Raw genomic sequence first — 15,446 nt, forward strand, 5'->3', positions numbered from 1 at the left:
TCATGAGCGCCTATATCGCACGCCGCCTCCTCCTGATGATCCCGACGCTGCTCGGGATCCTCTTCATTTCGTTCGTGGTCGTGCAATTCGCGCCGGGCGGTCCGGTGGAGCGCGTGATCGCGCAATTGTCGGGTGCCGATACCGGGGGTACCTCGCGGATCTCCGGCGGCGGCGACTTCGCGCAGCGTGCGCCGGGCCAGGGCGGAGCTGGCAGTGATGCCATCAATTCGAAATACCGCGGCGCGCAGGGCCTCGACCCCGATTTCATCAAGAAGCTGGAAAAGCAGTTCGGCTTCGACAAGCCGGCGCCGGAGCGGTTCGCGTTGATGGTCTGGAACTACGCGCGCTTCGATTTCGGCAAGAGCTATTTCCGCGACGTCAGCGTCATCCAGCTCATCAAGGAGAAGCTGCCGGTCTCGATCTCGCTGGGCCTCTGGCTCACGCTGCTGACCTACCTGATCTCGATTCCGCTCGGTATCCGCAAGGCAGTGAGGGATGGCACGCGCTTCGACACCTGGACATCGAGCGTGATCGTGCTCGGTTACGCGATTCCAGGCTTCCTGTTTGCGATCCTTCTGATCATCCTGTTCGCCGGCGGCTCGTTCTTCAATTGGTTCCCGCTGCGCGGGTTGACGTCCGACGGCTGGTCGCAGTTTCCCTGGTACTGGAAGATCATCGACTATTTCTGGCACCTGACGCTGCCGATCATCGCGATGGGACTCGGCGCCTTTGCGACCATGACATTTCTCACCAAGAACTCGTTCCTGGACGAGATCCGCAAGCAATATGTCATGACGGCACGGGCCAAGGGCTGTAGCGAGCGCCAGGTGCTCTACGGCCACATCTTCCGCAATGCGATGCTGATCGTGATCGCGGGCTTCCCCGGGGCCTTCATCAGCGCCTTCTTCTCGGGCTCGCTGCTGATCGAGACCATCTTCTCGCTCGATGGGATCGGGCTGCTCGGTTTTGAGAGCGTTCTCAACCGCGACTATCCCGTCGTGTTCGGCACTCTCTACATCTTTTCGCTCATTGGTCTCGTGGTCGGTCTGATCTCCGACCTGACCTATATGTGGATCGATCCACGGATCGATTTCGAGGCGCGGGAGGTCTGATGACAGTCACCGCGCCCACCCCGGTCGAGACCACCACGAAGTCGCCGTTCGGCGAAGCGGTGCCGATCACGCGGAAGTCGTTCGCACCGTCGCCGCTCAACAGGCGGCGCTGGCAGAACTTCAAGGCTAACCGCCGCGGCTACTGGTCCTTCTGGATCTTCATGGTCATGTTCGTGGTCTCGCTGTTCGCCGAGCTGATCGCCAACGACCGTCCCTTCCTGATCAAATATGACGGCCATCTCTACTGGCCCGCCTTCGTCACCTATTCGGAGACGACCTTCGGCGGCGATTTCGAGACTGCGGCCGACTATCGCGACCCCTACCTGCAGAAGCTGATCAGGGACAAGGGCGGCGCCATCGTCTGGCCGCTGATCCGCTACTCCTACGACACCCACAATCTCGATCTGCCGACGCCGGCGCCATCGCCGCCGACCTGGCTGTTGACGGAAGCCCAGTGCAAGCCGGTGGTGGAGAAGAAGGGCCTGAAGAGCTGCCGCGACCTCGAATACAACTGGCTCGGCACCGACGATCAGGGCCGCGACGTCGTGGCGCGGATGATCTACGGATTCCGCATCTCGGTGCTGTTCGGCCTGGCGCTGACGATCTGCTCGTCGGTCATCGGCATCATCGCCGGCGGCGTGCAGGGCTATTTCGGCGGCTGGACGGATCTGTTGTTCCAGCGCTTCATCGAGATATGGAACGCCATACCCTATCTCTATCTGCTGCTGATCGTCGCGGCCGTGCTTCCGCCGGGCTTCTTCATCCTGCTCGGCATCATGGTGCTGTTTCACTGGGTGTCGCTGGTCGGCCTGGTCCGCGCGGAATTTCTGCGCGGCCGCAATTTCGAATATATCCAGGCGGCGCGCGCGCTGGGTGTGTCGGATAAGGTCATCATGTTCCGGCACCTGTTGCCGAACGCCATGGTCGCCACCATGACGTTCCTGCCGTTCATCGTCTCATCCTCGGTGATGACGCTGACGGCTCTCGATTTCCTGGGTTTCGGCCTGCCGCCCGGCTCGCCATCGCTCGGCGAATTGCTGTCGCAGGCGAAGGCGAACGTGCAGGCGCCGTGGCTCGGCTTCGCCGGCTTCTTCTCGGTTGCGAGCATGCTGTCGCTCCTGCTCTTCACCGGCGAGGCGGTGCGCGACGCCTTCGATCCGCGCAAGACGTTCAAGTGAGGGCGTGATGGACGCGATCAACCAGCCCCTGCTTGCCGTACGCGACCTCTCGGTGGCCTTCCACCAGGGCGGCGCCACCACGCTCGCCGTCGACAGGATCTCGTTCCAGATCAAGCGCGGCGAATGTGTCGCGCTGGTCGGCGAATCCGGCTCCGGCAAGTCGGTCAGCGCGCTTTCGATCCTCAAGCTGCTGCCCTATCCCAGCGCCTCGCATCCCTCGGGCAGCATCCGCTTCAAGGGACAGGAGCTGATCGACCAGTCCGAGCGGCAGATGCGGGAGATCCGCGGCAGCGACATCTCCATCATCTTCCAGGAGCCGATGACCTCGCTCAATCCGCTGCACACGATCGAGGCGCAGATCGGCGAGATCATCCAGCTGCACAATCCGGTCAGCAATGCCGAGGCACGCAAGCGGACGCTGGAGTTGCTGACGCAGGTCGGAATCCCCGAGCCCGAGACGCGGCTGAAGAGCTATCCGCACCAGCTCTCCGGCGGCCAGCGCCAGCGCGTCATGATCGCGATGGCGCTCGCCAACGAGCCCGATCTCTTGATCGCGGACGAGCCGACCACGGCGCTCGACGTCACCGTGCAGGCGCAGATCCTGAGGCTGCTCGCCGAGATCCGTTCGCGTCTCGGCATGAGCCTGCTCTTCATCACCCATGATCTCGGCATCGTGCGCCGCATCGCCGACACCGTCTGTGTGATGAAGGGCGGCGTGATCGTCGAGCAGGGGCCGGTCGACCAGGTCTTCAAGACGCCGAAACATCCCTATACCCGCGACCTGCTCGCGGCGGAGCCGAAGCCTGATCCGGCGCCGCCGCAGCCCGGTGCGCCGGTGGTGATGTCGGCGGACGATCTGAAGGTGTGGTTTCCGATCAAGCGCGGCTTGATGCGCAAGACGGTCGGCCACATCAAGGCGGTCGACAGCGTCAGCGTCGCCGTGCGCAAGGGCGAGACGCTCGGCGTCGTCGGCGAGTCGGGCTCGGGTAAGACCACCCTGGGTCTCGCCTTGCTGCGACTGATCTCCTCGAACGGACGCATCGTCTTTCTCGGCAAGGACATCCAGGGCTTGCGCTTCAAGGAGATGCGCCCCTTCCGGCGCGACATGCAGATCGTCTTCCAGGATCCGTTCGGCTCGCTCTCACCGCGCATGTCGATCGCCGACATCATCGCCGAAGGCCTGTCCGTGCATCAGCCGAAGCTGTCGCGCGAGGAGCGCGAGGCGCGCGTCGTCAAGGCGCTCGAGGACGTCGGCCTGCAGCCGGACACCCGCCATCGCTATCCGCACGAATTCTCCGGCGGCCAGCGCCAGCGCATCAGCATCGCACGCGCGGTGGTGCTGGAGCCTGACTTCATCGTGCTCGACGAGCCGACCAGCGCGCTCGACATGCTGATCCAGGCCCAGATGGTCGACCTGTTGCGCGACTTGCAGCGCAGGCGCGATCTCACCTACATGTTCATCTCGCACGATCTGCGTGTCGTCGCCTCGCTCGCCAGCCATCTCATCGTGATGCGCAGCGGAAAGGTGGTCGAGGAAGGCCAGGCCGCCGAGTTGTTCAAGAACCCGAAGACGGATTACACCCGAGCCCTGTTCGCGGCAGCGTTCCGGCTTGAGACGGCGGGCGGCGGCGACGTCGCGACGTAGTTTTTCCTTCATGTCCCCGGACGCCGATCGCTTCGATGATGGGATGATAACGAGAAACTGAGGGGGCGATGCGGGCGGCCGGACAAGGCAGGTGACGGTTCGGCCGCTCCAAGAGGCTAACGCCGGGACCGCAGGTGGCGCTTCGCCTTGTGAAATGTCCGCCTTTCGTCTCTCTTGGGGGATAAGCGGCCATCGCGATTTCATGAGCACATACTACAGCGTCCACGGCGACGGCCCCCCATCGGCCGCATCCGGATCGAACATGTTGCGAATGCGAGCGTTCCACCGCAGGAACACCGTAGTCTTCCGGATCGCCTAAAGTCGGGAAGTAGACAGAGCCGCGCACGCACTGCAGCGACACTGATAACGTTTGATGCCGTAATCATATTGGCTGGCGCTCAGGTCCGGTGGTCGTAGGGGTGCGACTGCCGGGCCTGATTTGCTTTCACGGTAGATCACCAGCCGCTCCAACCCCCGCTTGTGCCCCCAAAGCGGTCCTCGCCGAACGGTGGAAGGAGCAATTTCAATGCGCTAGGATAAATCGTTCCCACACAGGAGGCGATGGAATGAATCGGCGCGCTTTTCTCGCATCGATCATCGCCTTTGGAACGGCGGCGCACCAAAGCGGTGCTCGGGCAGCAACAAAGACTGTAAGCATCGGCTGGCTGACCGCGCAACGGGCGTCGAGTCTAACTCCATTTCTCGACGCATTCCGCAGCGCTCTTGCCGAGTTCGGGTATCGAGAAAGCGACAATCTGGAAATTGAATACCGCTATGGCGATGACAACCTTCTACGGGTAGCGCCACTTGCAGCTGAGCTGGTCCGCAAGCCGGTTGACTTGCTGGTTGTGCAGGGCGCCGCTGTTCCCTTGGTTTACGAGCTGAAACTTTCCATACCTGCGGTCTACGTCTTTAGTGGCGACCCTGTTACCGCTGGGTTTGCCGACAGTCTCGCTCATCCGCGTGGCAACATGACCGGTCTCACCTTCATGGCGGCCGAATTGAATGCAAAGCGCCTGGAGATATTGCGGGACATCATTCCAGAGCTACGGCGTATTGCCATCATCGCCAACCCCGAGCACCCGGGCAGTCAGATAGAGCGCACCTACTCAGAGGAGACGGCCCGGAAGCTCGGTTTGGAAATTGAATTTCATGGGACCTCGACGGATGATCAGTTGGCGGCTGCCTTCTCTGCGATGGACCCGCATCCCCCACAAGCAATCTCTCTCTTCGCCGACGGCTTCGCTATTCAGTATCGTCATCGCATAATTGATTACGCCATGAAGCACGGCGCGCCGGTTATTTCTGGTTGGCCCATATTCGCCAGAAGTGGCGCCATCTGTAGTTACGGGCCCAAGCTGTCGGAATCGTATCGGCGCTTGGCCTACTATGTAGATCGAGTGCTCAAGGGAACCCAGCCATCCCTTCTACCAATTGAACGGCCAACAAAATTCGAAACCGTAGTCAACCTGCAGACCGCCAAGCTCCTTGGTTTCACCGTCCCCGACGCAATCATCGCCTCTGCGGATGAGTTGATCCAATGACTGCTATAGGCCCGTTGCTGCCGCATCCGACGGTCGAGGATATGTCGGCTGCCAGAGGTAGACCGGACCTCGGTTAAACGGGGCTAGACGGACGCGATTGACCCATAGCGGACCTAGAGTGCTTCGTATTTCGATTATGGCTCACAAGAGCTTGAAAATCGCCTAAGCGAGAAACGCCATCGCCCGGTCGAAGATCGACTGACTGACATGGCCGGCGTTCGGTACGATCTCAATCTGCCAACCGAAGGCAACTTCGAGCTTCAGCGCCAACTGTTTACAATGCTCATAATGCCATAGGCCTCGAGCTAACCTATGTGGCCCCTGCACCATAGCTTCCGGATTGCGGGGCAGTCGGCGGCATCGGTCTCAACGTCTGCCTCGCCGAGAAGAACATACACGTTCTGCGCGAGATATCGTCGCAAGTCATCAGAGCCTAGTCCAATGTTACCCATCCCGTAGGGATAGGCGACCGTCAGGTCAGGCAGCATATAAATTCCGCTATTCGAGATAACCACCTTGCGGAGCCGCTCAGGAGAACAGAGAGCGGTGCATCGAAGCGCATATTGCGAGCCAGCGGAGTTTCCGTAGAGATCAAACCTCGATGACTGAAATCCTATTGATGCCTTCGCTGCTTCGAAAACTCTGTCAACGAGCGGATAATTCCACTGGTCGCGGTTATTTGGAGACAGAGTGGGCGATGAAACCACATTCCCGAAGTTAAACCAAAAAACATCGGGGAAGGCTTCAACATCAAATTCGGGTACCAAGATGATCTTGCCAATATCTTCCGCAGCTTGAACGAAAACAGATCGGAAATCCGTTGCCGCTCTATCTAATCCGTGAATAGCAATCAATGGGCTTCCATCGGCCGCAACTTTCGCAGGAAGATAATAATGCACGTTCATATGACCGCGCTTGCCAGCCAGACGATCCCGAACGACAAATGAACCCAACCGGTCGTTTGCGGGCATCTTATCCATGCAATTCCCTCAATGTATTATCCGCTTCCTTCAAACGACTGCATCTTATGCTTGCGGACGCGAGTGGGAAGTCCGCTACTGGCCGGCCCGAAGCGGATATTTCGGCGCTGTTTGCACAACGATTAAGCGCGGGGCCGGAGCACGGCCGGACCATTCCATGAGCGGACGAACCCTGGAAGGTACACGACGGCCGCCCCTTCGAGTTGGGCCAGGCCCGGACGGGAGCGCAACGCGTTTGAGCGTGAGCGATCAGCCAGTGTTTCTGACCGCCTCAGCCAGAATGGCGTAAAGCTGCCGTTTGCTGAGTTCGTCGGGCTGCGGCCTCTGCCCTGTGTTCCGCGACACCTTCTTTGCGACTGGACGGGCGCAGGCTGCCGACGATGCCGGCCTCAGCTTCGGCGGCGGCCTTATGTTCGGTCTTGCTGTAGGCGGCTTGCGGCCGCGCTTCAGGTGCCTTCGGGTCAGGATGCCGCAGACCGCATTGCGGCTGCACCCGAGACGGCGCGCAATCTCGGCGGCGCTCTGTCCTGCGGACCAGAGTTTAGTGAGAAGCGCGATGTCTTTCGCATCCCAGCCCATGGGAGAATTATAGCGCAGACTGCCGAACGCGCGCCAGTCTAGTCTTCGTCCGGCTCGCGCACGACCGGCGGTTCATCAGCGTCATCTTCCTCTTCGTCGTCTTCGTCCTCGTCATCTTCATCGGGGTCCCTTGGCGGCATCGCGGTGCCCATGCCCACGAGCGGTGTCCAGCCGATCGCGGTGACGAAAAATGTTCGGGAGGTGTGTTGCTTCATGGTGTTGCCATTCCTGGAAAAGAACGCGCAGTCGCATATCCTTGGCCGATGACATGCAGATGCCCAAGACGCGCGATCGCGCAAACGCGACGGGATCAGGTTGACTGCATCAGCCGCGGGCGGCCCCCGCCACGCAATTGGTGACGTTTGCACCTACCTTATGCTGGAGGACCCATCGGGCTCTATGTTCACCAGAACTTCGCCGGTGGTAATTTCGGGAACTCCAAGATCGAGGTCATGTAGACTGGCTTGAACAAACGCCAGTACCTTGTCGTTCGCTGCATTGGCGCTTTCGCGGTCGTCAAATATCATCACGGCGATACCGACACCGTCGCCCGCATCCAGCACATAGTAGGATCTGAATCCCGGCGATTGCCTCAGGATCTGGCCGACCCCACTCCTGGCGCGGCGAGCGGCGTCCGCTACCGAACGAACCTTGGTGTACTTGCGGATGAGCATGTACATGAGGTCGCCACGCTGCCAAACGCCCCTCGCATCAAAGCATATCGGTCCCCGTCAGGCTAGGGGCCTACTTCCGAGCTGTCAGACCGCCCAGTCGGGCGAACCGCGCAACGCGCCCGTTTCCAATGAGCTATCTTCGCCCACAAGCGCAGGCGAGGTGCGGAGGCCTAGGAGCCCTCGAACTTGAACGATACGTTGAGCTTGGCGCGATAAGCCTCAACTTTTCCCTTCTCATCAAGTTGCATGTCGAGCTTGATGACCTCTGCAATGCGAAGATCGCGGAGAGATTTTGCAGCTTGCTCGACCGCATTGGCGGCCGCTTTCTCCCACGAGTCACTGCTGGTACCGACCAGTTCTATGACCTTGTAGACGCTATCAGGCATGTCATCCTCCTCTCCGGCATGACCCAGGTAATCTAGCATCAGGATCTCGACGCCGATACCGTTTCGCGAATGCCCCCCGAACCGGGAGGAGACAACTGCATTTGGCGGCGGGCGCTCTTGGCCCGAGCTAAAAGGGTCCGACTGGCTGTCGCTTTGCTGTTGAGCTGTCCTCAGTCCCAATCGTCCTGATGCTGGCCTTCGGGCCGCAGAGTCAGACAGCACGAGGATGCCCGCTTGTGACCCGGATCGTACGCCGGATCTCGTGTTGCGGCAAAGCCGTAGACACCGCTGCCCATGGAATGCTCTTCATTCAAACTTAGACGGAGCAGTCGTTGACGTTCTGCAGCGCAGAGGCGTCTACCTCTTGGGGCCCTTACGTTGGCCACAGCGGCCTCAATGTCGCCTTGCGACAGCAAAGGGGCCGGCGCGAACCGGCCCGATCACCGTCGCCGTGAGCCGCAGTCATTCCAGACGCGCGCGTAGCGCGAACCCGGAATCCAGGGATTTTGGCGCGAGATTGGGTGTTCGCGCGCGATGCGCTGCCCGGAACGACGGGAATACGAAGTCGTGCGCACTCAAATCAGTGTCCGGGTATGATGCCGGTTTTTGCGTTGCCCAAATCCTGAACAGCTTTGTTCATTGTACCGTCGTTGACAAAGCCACTGGCCGCCGATGATGGGCCAGAATTTTTCCGTTCGTTAGGGGTATTGCCGAGCCGACTTCCTGTCGTTCCGTGACTGAGGGCGTTGCTCGTGTTTGGTCCTGGCGACCCCCCGGTCCCGTTTACCGATCCAGGAGCAGACATTGACCCAGCAGCCGTGCTGCCCGAGCCAGCCCCCGCTGCCGAACCGGCAGCACCGCCCGCACCGGCGCCACCGCTGCTTTGTGCATAGGCGAGGGTGCTAAATGCGCTGAAGTATAGTGCGACCAGTCCAACCCGAACTCTCATGGTGAGACCTTGCTTGTGCTAAGCTGACAAGTGCGGGGGGTCGCAGCAGTTCCAAAGCGCAGGCCGATGTGCGTCCAATCCGGCCTTAACCGGACAAAAGTGCAGGCCGTTGCTTAGCCTCGCGACGCTAACCGGCCATTAAGGCTTCCTTGACCAACTTGTTCATATAATGAGCGGCAATTTTCCTGAGGAAGCCGATGAAAGTCTGGGTCAGCCTGGCTTTGCTTGCGGCGTTCGTACCGCTGGGGCAGCGCTTTGGCGCGACGGCAGCGGAGATATCAAGCGAAGCTGCGGAGATCCGCGCCAGCTACCGTCGGGCGGTGGCGATTCCCTTTCCCGATGGCAATCCTTACTCGGCGCAAAAAGCGGCTCTTGGGAAGATGTTGTTCTTCGATCCGCTGCTGTCGAGGTCTCGTACCGTGTCATGCGCGACTTGCCACAATCCCTCGCTGTCTTGGGGGGATGGCCTCGCGCGCGCAGTTGGGGAGGACCCGAAAGGCCTGCCGCTTCGCGCACCCACTCTGATCGATGTGGCGTTCACCGAGCCGCTGGGTTGGGACGGAAAGTTCAAGGATCTCGAAGCCGTCACGTTTGGTCCGATCACGGGGCGAGCCAACATGAATCTGACCGAATCGGAGCTGATCGACCGGCTCTCTGCCACGACGGGCTATGCAGATGCGTTCGCGAGTGCGTACGGCGATCGTGCAATCACGCGTTCCAGGATCGAGGCTGCCTTGGCGACCTTTCAACGTACTATCGTCGCCGGCGAGTCCCCGTTTGATCGCTGGATCATGGGCGACGAAATCGCGATTAGCGCCGGGGCCAAGCGTGGGTTTGAGATATTCAACGGCAAAGCGCGTTGCGCAAACTGCCACAGCGGGCCGTCTTTTACCGATGGATCGTTTCAGGATATCGGCACAGCGAGAGATAGTGATGTTGGCCGCGGCCGGCTATTTCCGAGCTCGCAAAAGCTGCGATATGCGTTCAAGACGCCGACTTTGCGCAATGTCGCGCAGCGTGCGCCGTACATGCATGACGGATCTATCGCGACGCTCGAAGAAGTCATCGAACTGTATGACCGCGGTGGCATTGACCGTCCAAGCAGATCGCCCTCGATCACGCCTTTGTTTCTAACGACGAGCGAAAAGGCGGACCTGCTCGCCTTTCTTCAGACGCTTACTGCGGCGCCCCATTGAGTCCTGTGACCGACTTCCGCGCCGAGGGGGCTTCTGATCGCGTTTGCGCGGAGGGCTCAGTAAAGGTGCGGCAGTGCCGATCCTAGTAGGCCAAAGCCGAGGACCAGAACGGCGCCCGTCACGACTTCCAGGGTTTCGCTGCGCACCGCAAGGCGCTTTGCGCCACGGACAAGCAGCGAGGCTACTGTCGCACGCGCCGGTCCTAGTTCTCTGAACATGGATTGCTCCATCCCGCCATTTGTCCGGTGCGTTCAGTACGACAGCGGAATTGAGGGCTCGTCGTCGAAATCTGTAAAATTTGAAGGGACTTGCGGGACCTCTGGGCTCTGGTCGGCCCGGCTGCGCCTCATTAACCACCAAACAACCAGGGGCTGCCACGGAGGCCCCAATGATCAAAATTTATGGTAAGGTGAATAAACCGTTAAAGCTGTCCCCTCCCAAGTGGGCGGATTTTTGAAATGTTCAGTTCTCAGCGACGAGATGCCCTAGCGGCGTCGCGAGCCGTTTTCTTGCTGTCGAAGTCGGTCGTTGGATTTGCCATCTGGATTCTCGGGACCGGTGCTGCGAGCGCCCACGTCAAATGGTTCTGCGCATATGATGCCGCCGGCCAGCCGCGAGGCCTCGAGAACGTGCTTTGTCAGGATTTTGAGCTGCTCCTCGGAGTTGCCCTGCTTTGGTTCTTTTCCGGCTGCGTCGTGGAGCGCACGTTGTTGGGCGAGCTGATGGTCCGCTCCCTTAGCCGCTGCACGGAAGCCCTGCGGCTGCACACCGAAGTCATGATTCGTGCGGTCTGTGGCTTTTTCTTTATCTCGCTCTGGGCGATCGGCGGTATCATCCTGACTCCCGAGTTGAAAACCACATCGCCCGAGGTCGGGATTTTGCAACTCGCCATCGCAGCCGGAATGCTATCGCGCCGCACGCTGCCGCTCTCGGCTGCCGGCGTCGTGGTGTTGTTCGGGCTGGCTGTGCGCGACTACGGCACATTCCATCTCGCCGATTATCCGATTTTTCTCGGCCTTGCCGGCTATTTGGCTCTCACCGGCTTGCAAAAGAATCTGTTGGGCATTCCGCCCCTGGACGTCGTGCGTTATGCGACCGCTGTCACCTTGATGTGGGCATCTGTGGAGAAGTGGGCTTATCCGGAGTGGAGCTTTCCGCTCCTGATCGAACACCCCGGCATCACACTCGGCTTCAATAGTGAGTTCTACATGCGGGCCGCGGGAATGGTCGAATTCACGCTCGCCTTTGCGCTGGCTTGGACGCCGTTGGTCCGGCGTGTCGCGGCGGCCATGCTGCTTGGAATGTTTATCAGCGCATGCTTCGAATTCGGCAAGCTGGATGTGATTGGTCACTCGGCGATTATTGTCGTTCTCGTCGCAATTCTTTCCGACAATCGGCCGATCGAGTCCGACTATCCTGCTCCGTGGCTCGCTCCTGCCGGACTATGTGCTGCACTGACGATTACACTGTTCACGTACTACGTTGGCCACGCCGCGATCTTCAACACTACCATTCTTTAGGCCTACCTTGTGACGTGCACGCCGAGTTTCATCTTGGGATGAATGCCGCACAGCACCATGTAGTCACCGGGCACGGAAAATACGACATCGAATTGGCTGCCCGGCTGCTCATCACCGCTGTCGAAGTTGAAGGTCTCCGAGCTCAAATAGGCGTGATGCAAGAGCTCGCCGTCGTCGTTAACAAATCGCAAAGTCTCACCACGCTTGATGATGATCTCTCGCGGCCTGAACTCGCGGTCCCTTTGCGAGATCATGTAGGGATTTGCGCCTAGCGCAACTCCGGTGATGAGTCCGCCAACGATGGCGGCTGTGACCCCGAGACCGAACTTCCCCGCGCGGAATGGTACCAGCCTTGCCATCAATTAAGCCCCGCTGAAAACCTCAAGTTTACCAACAATTCGAACCGGCTCGGATTTCCGGCCGCGCAACTACTCCTATACTTATTACAGCTTGATCTTAACGATTTCCGCATCCCTTCCGGTCATTACTAGGGAAATTTGAGGCAGAGGCAGCGAGGCTGCGTCCGCGCGGCGTATTTGCGATTAGTTGTTTGCAGCGAAAGACACGGCGATGAGTCTTTTCATCGACAGGATTGCGCGTCAAACGCGAGCGGTCCCCGGGACGCTTCGGTCCATGGTCGGCTGCCTGTCGAATCTCCTCGCCCTGCGAGGTTCGATCCGAATCGGAATCTGGACCTTTTGTCTCGCGATGAGCGCGGTAGCCGCAGCCCTGGGAGGCTATGCCACGCTTGGCATTCGGCATGCCGGCGACCTAGTTACCAGAACGTTCGACGAGTCGCTGATGTCGATCAACTATGCGCGCGCGGCTGGCGCTGACTTCGCGGCGATGCGTGTGGCATCGGCACAACGCCTGCTCACAAAGGATCGCTCAATCCGTGCCAGACTTGACGCGGAGATCGGCGAGCTTGCGAAGTCGCTTTCGGAAGATGTCACGATCGCCGCGGAACGCTCGCAATCGGCGCGAGCTGAAAAGGCAGCCGCCAAGGTCCAGGAGGCGGCTAGCGCCTGGCTCGCGCTTCATCGGCCTATCCAATCAGCAATAGACGAGCGCGCGTCGAGCAATGCGCAGGATGTCGAACTCGACCAATACTCCAAGACTGTGAATCAGCAGATCGAACTGCTTGTCAACTACACCGCCGGTGATGGCTTTCTATTTCGGCAGCGTGCCCTGGCCGCCATCGAACGGGATCTCCAACTCAATATCGCGGGGCTGGCGCTCGCGCTTTTGCTGTCCGCCCTGTTTTCGTGGATTTTGGTACGCCGGATCATCGGCCCAGTCGCGATCGCCTCTAAAGCTGCAACGAGCATTGCCGATGGCGATTTGAACACGGACATTCCGAACGGCGGCGGGGATGAGCTGGGTACTCTCCTGAGCGCAATGGGAAGGATGCGGGACAACATCAGATCGATGGTCGATCGAGAGGTGGCCCAGCGACGTTCGGCCCAGGCGCGGCTGTCCGATGCACTCGAGAACTCCCGTGAAGGGGTTGTGCTCCTGGATGGGGATGGCGAGATCGCTCTAGCCAACTCCAGGGCCAGTGAATTCATTCGCTGCTCGCCTCAACTGGTTCATCCGGATCCCTGGCGGAGCCGCGTGTGGACTGGGGACAGCAGCTCATTGAGCCTCGTGCACAGAGACATCCTAGGTGATAGTGAGGGCATGGAAGCCGAAGCGCAGCTTCCGGACGGGAGATGGCTCCGGGTCAGCCGCAGCTTGACGCAGGAAGGCGGCGTCATGCTCGTCTACAGCGATATTACCGGGTTGAAGCAGCAGAAGGCCGAGCTGCACGCCACGAATCTGAGACTGGACGCGGCGCTCACCCATATGTCGCAAGGTCTCTGCCTCTATGGCAGAGAGGGACGGCTGCAGGTCGTCAACCGTCGCTTCTGTGAGATCTTCGATATTTCGCCCGAGCTTGTGCGACCGGGAATGACGTTCGAAGACGTCCTCCGTTTAAGTGTTGCCGCCGGCAACCATGGCAGCCAAACGGTGGCTGATCTTCTGGCGGAGTGCGAGGAGTTCCTGGCTCGGCGCAAGAGCGGCAATTACCTCCAGAACCTCAGCGATGGACGTGTCGTCTCGATCGCCCACCGCTCTACACCCGACGGCGGCTGGCTGATCAGCTGTGAAGACGTGACCGAACAGCACAGGGCCCAATCGCAAATCGCGTTCATGGCGCGACATGACGCTTTGACCAGGCTGCCAAACCGGTCCCTGTTTGCCGAGCGAATCGAGCAGGCCCTTGCAGGCACCGGTCCGGGCGCCGACTTCGCCGTGTTCTGCATCGATCTGGATAACTTCAAACAGATCAATGATACGTTGGGACATCCGGTCGGCGATGGGCTGCTTTGCGCGGTCGCAGAACGATTGGAAGCCTGCGTCCGAGAGGTTGATACCGTAGCGCGCTTGGGAGGCGACGAGTTCGCGATCATCCAGACGGAAGTTCGGACAGCGGAAGAAACCGAGCGCCTTGCCCAGCGGATCGTGGAGCGCGTCGGCGCTCCGTATGAGTTGAAGGGCCATCGCGTTAATGTCGGCTGCAGCATCGGAATCTGCCTGGCGCCGGGTGACGGCACGACACGCGAGACGCTACTGAAGAACGCAGATCTGGCGCTGTACCGGTCCAAGATGGACGGCAGGGGAAGATGGCGCTTCTTCGAGCCGGCGATGGACGTCACTGCGCAGAACCGCCGAGCGCTCGAAATCGACCTTCGCGAGGCAATGGAGAAGGATGAGTTCGCTCTGTTCTACCAGCCGGTTTATAACCTGCGCACGGACAGGATCAGCGGCTTCGAAGCATTGTTGCGCTGGCAGCATCCGTCGCGCGGACTGGTTCCCCCTGACCAATTCATCCCGCTCGCGGAAGAAATTGGTCTGATCGCTCCATTGGGCGAGTGGGTGCTGAATCGAGCCTGCGAGCAGGCGGCCAGTTGGCCGAACGAGTTCAAAGTTGCGGTCAACGTCTCGCCGACCCAATTTCGGGACCCGAGTTTGACGAACGTCATCGCCGACGCATTAGCCATGTCGGGGCTGGCGCCGCACCGGCTCGAACTTGAAATCACCGAATCGGTTCTGCTCGGCAACAACTCTGAAACCATCGCTATGCTGCACGAGCTGAAGGCGCGTGGGCTGCGCATCGCCCTGGACGATTTTGGGACGGGCTACTCGTCTCTGAGTTATCTCCGCAGTTTCCCCTTTGACAAAATCAAGATTGATCAGTGCTTTGTCCGTGACGCAACGGCAACAAAGGGATCGAAATTGATCGTAAGAGCCATCACTAGCCTCGCAAGAAGCCTCGGCATGACAACAACCGCCGAGGGCGTCGAGACGGTTGAGCAGCTGAACGAAATGAAGGCGGAAGGATGCAACGAGGCGCAAGGGTTCCTGTTCAGCCGTCCGGTTCCTCCAACCGAACTCGCATCAACCATCCTGACCTTGCGGAATGCCCTGAAGCGGAGTGAATGGAGCAGGGCGAGAGCCAGCTAGGACTTAGAGACTGCGAGCGTCGGCCTTGGGGATCTTGCCAAGTGAGCTGGTGTGCTATGGAGCTCAGCTCGGGCGGCGCGCCTGCCGCACCCACGACCGGGAGATGTCGGCTGTCAGGGGTAGGCTAACTTGATCGAGCTAAACCGTCGCGATTGACCCCGAGCCGACGATTTCGG

At 60.0% G+C, this 15,446-nt stretch carries 14 protein-coding genes; 7 read left to right on the forward strand and 7 right to left on the reverse strand.

What is annotated here, in order from left to right:
* Positions 1-2 precede the first annotated feature (2 nt).
* From BM222_RS04395 to BM222_RS04410, 4 genes are all read left to right on the forward strand, one after another.
* Positions 3-1,112 carry a microcin C ABC transporter permease YejB gene (locus tag BM222_RS04395; protein ID WP_092227045.1) on the forward strand — a complete coding sequence of 370 codons (1,110 nt, stop codon included), beginning with the start codon at positions 3-5 and terminating at the stop codon, positions 1,110-1,112.
* Positions 1,112-2,290 carry an ABC transporter permease gene (locus BM222_RS04400; RefSeq protein WP_092227046.1) on the forward strand — a complete coding sequence of 393 codons (1,179 nt, stop codon included), beginning with the start codon at positions 1,112-1,114 and terminating at the stop codon, positions 2,288-2,290. The genes BM222_RS04395 and BM222_RS04400 overlap by 1 nt, the downstream gene beginning before the upstream one ends.
* 7 nt (positions 2,291-2,297) lie before the next feature.
* Complete coding sequence (locus tag BM222_RS04405) at positions 2,298-3,935, forward strand: ABC transporter ATP-binding protein (protein ID WP_177243007.1); 1,638 nt, start codon at positions 2,298-2,300, stop codon at positions 3,933-3,935.
* Between the two features lie 566 nt (positions 3,936-4,501).
* Complete coding sequence (locus tag BM222_RS04410; RefSeq protein ID WP_092227047.1) at positions 4,502-5,479, forward strand: ABC transporter substrate-binding protein; 978 nt, start codon at positions 4,502-4,504, stop codon at positions 5,477-5,479.
* Between the two features lie 305 nt (positions 5,480-5,784).
* Here BM222_RS04410 and BM222_RS39810 read toward each other — a convergent pair whose 3' ends face one another.
* From BM222_RS39810 to BM222_RS04430, 5 genes are all read right to left on the reverse strand, one after another.
* Positions 5,785-6,459: an alpha/beta fold hydrolase gene (locus BM222_RS39810; RefSeq protein ID WP_143105897.1), complete on the reverse strand. Its 675-nt coding sequence runs from the start codon at positions 6,457-6,459 to the stop codon at positions 5,785-5,787.
* A 249-nt stretch (positions 6,460-6,708) separates the two neighbouring features.
* Positions 6,709-7,038, reverse strand: coding sequence for a GcrA family cell cycle regulator (locus BM222_RS04420; RefSeq protein WP_092227049.1), 330 nt, complete (start codon positions 7,036-7,038; stop codon positions 6,709-6,711).
* Positions 7,039-7,076: 38 nt separating this feature from the next.
* On the reverse strand, positions 7,077-7,253 hold the full coding sequence (locus BM222_RS40875) for a hypothetical protein (RefSeq protein ID WP_177243008.1): 177 nt from the start codon (positions 7,251-7,253) through the stop codon (positions 7,077-7,079).
* A 153-nt stretch (positions 7,254-7,406) separates the two neighbouring features.
* A complete protein-coding gene (locus BM222_RS04425) occupies positions 7,407-7,718 on the reverse strand; it encodes a hypothetical protein (RefSeq protein ID WP_092227050.1) in 312 nt (103 codons plus the stop codon).
* Between the two features lie 164 nt (positions 7,719-7,882).
* Positions 7,883-8,098, reverse strand: a complete 216-nt coding sequence (locus BM222_RS04430; RefSeq protein WP_092227289.1) for a dodecin family protein — start codon at positions 8,096-8,098, stop codon at positions 7,883-7,885.
* A 1,146-nt stretch (positions 8,099-9,244) separates the two neighbouring features.
* Between BM222_RS04430 and BM222_RS04435 the strand changes: the two genes are divergently transcribed.
* On the forward strand, positions 9,245-10,243 hold the full coding sequence (locus BM222_RS04435) for a cytochrome-c peroxidase (protein WP_092227051.1): 999 nt from the start codon (positions 9,245-9,247) through the stop codon (positions 10,241-10,243).
* 56 nt (positions 10,244-10,299) lie between these two features.
* Here BM222_RS04435 and BM222_RS40880 read toward each other — a convergent pair whose 3' ends face one another.
* Positions 10,300-10,461, reverse strand: a complete 162-nt coding sequence (locus BM222_RS40880; RefSeq protein WP_177243009.1) for a hypothetical protein — start codon at positions 10,459-10,461, stop codon at positions 10,300-10,302.
* 240 nt (positions 10,462-10,701) lie between these two features.
* Here BM222_RS40880 and BM222_RS04440 point away from each other — a divergent pair, with 240 nt between their 5' ends.
* Positions 10,702-11,763: a hypothetical protein gene (locus BM222_RS04440; protein WP_092227052.1), complete on the forward strand. Its 1,062-nt coding sequence runs from the start codon at positions 10,702-10,704 to the stop codon at positions 11,761-11,763.
* A 2-nt stretch (positions 11,764-11,765) separates the two neighbouring features.
* Here BM222_RS04440 and BM222_RS04445 read toward each other — a convergent pair whose 3' ends face one another.
* Positions 11,766-12,122, reverse strand: a complete 357-nt coding sequence (locus BM222_RS04445; RefSeq protein WP_244547008.1) for a methylamine utilization protein — start codon at positions 12,120-12,122, stop codon at positions 11,766-11,768.
* A 211-nt stretch (positions 12,123-12,333) separates the two neighbouring features.
* Here BM222_RS04445 and BM222_RS04450 point away from each other — a divergent pair, with 211 nt between their 5' ends.
* The gene (locus BM222_RS04450; protein WP_244547009.1) at positions 12,334-15,270 is read left to right on the forward strand and encodes an EAL domain-containing protein; all 2,937 of its coding nucleotides are present in this window, start codon (positions 12,334-12,336) and stop codon (positions 15,268-15,270) included.
* The last annotated feature ends 176 nt before the right edge of the window (positions 15,271-15,446 follow it).

Source organism: Bradyrhizobium sp. Gha, assembly GCF_900113735.1.
GTDB lineage: Bacteria > Pseudomonadota > Alphaproteobacteria > Rhizobiales > Xanthobacteraceae > Bradyrhizobium.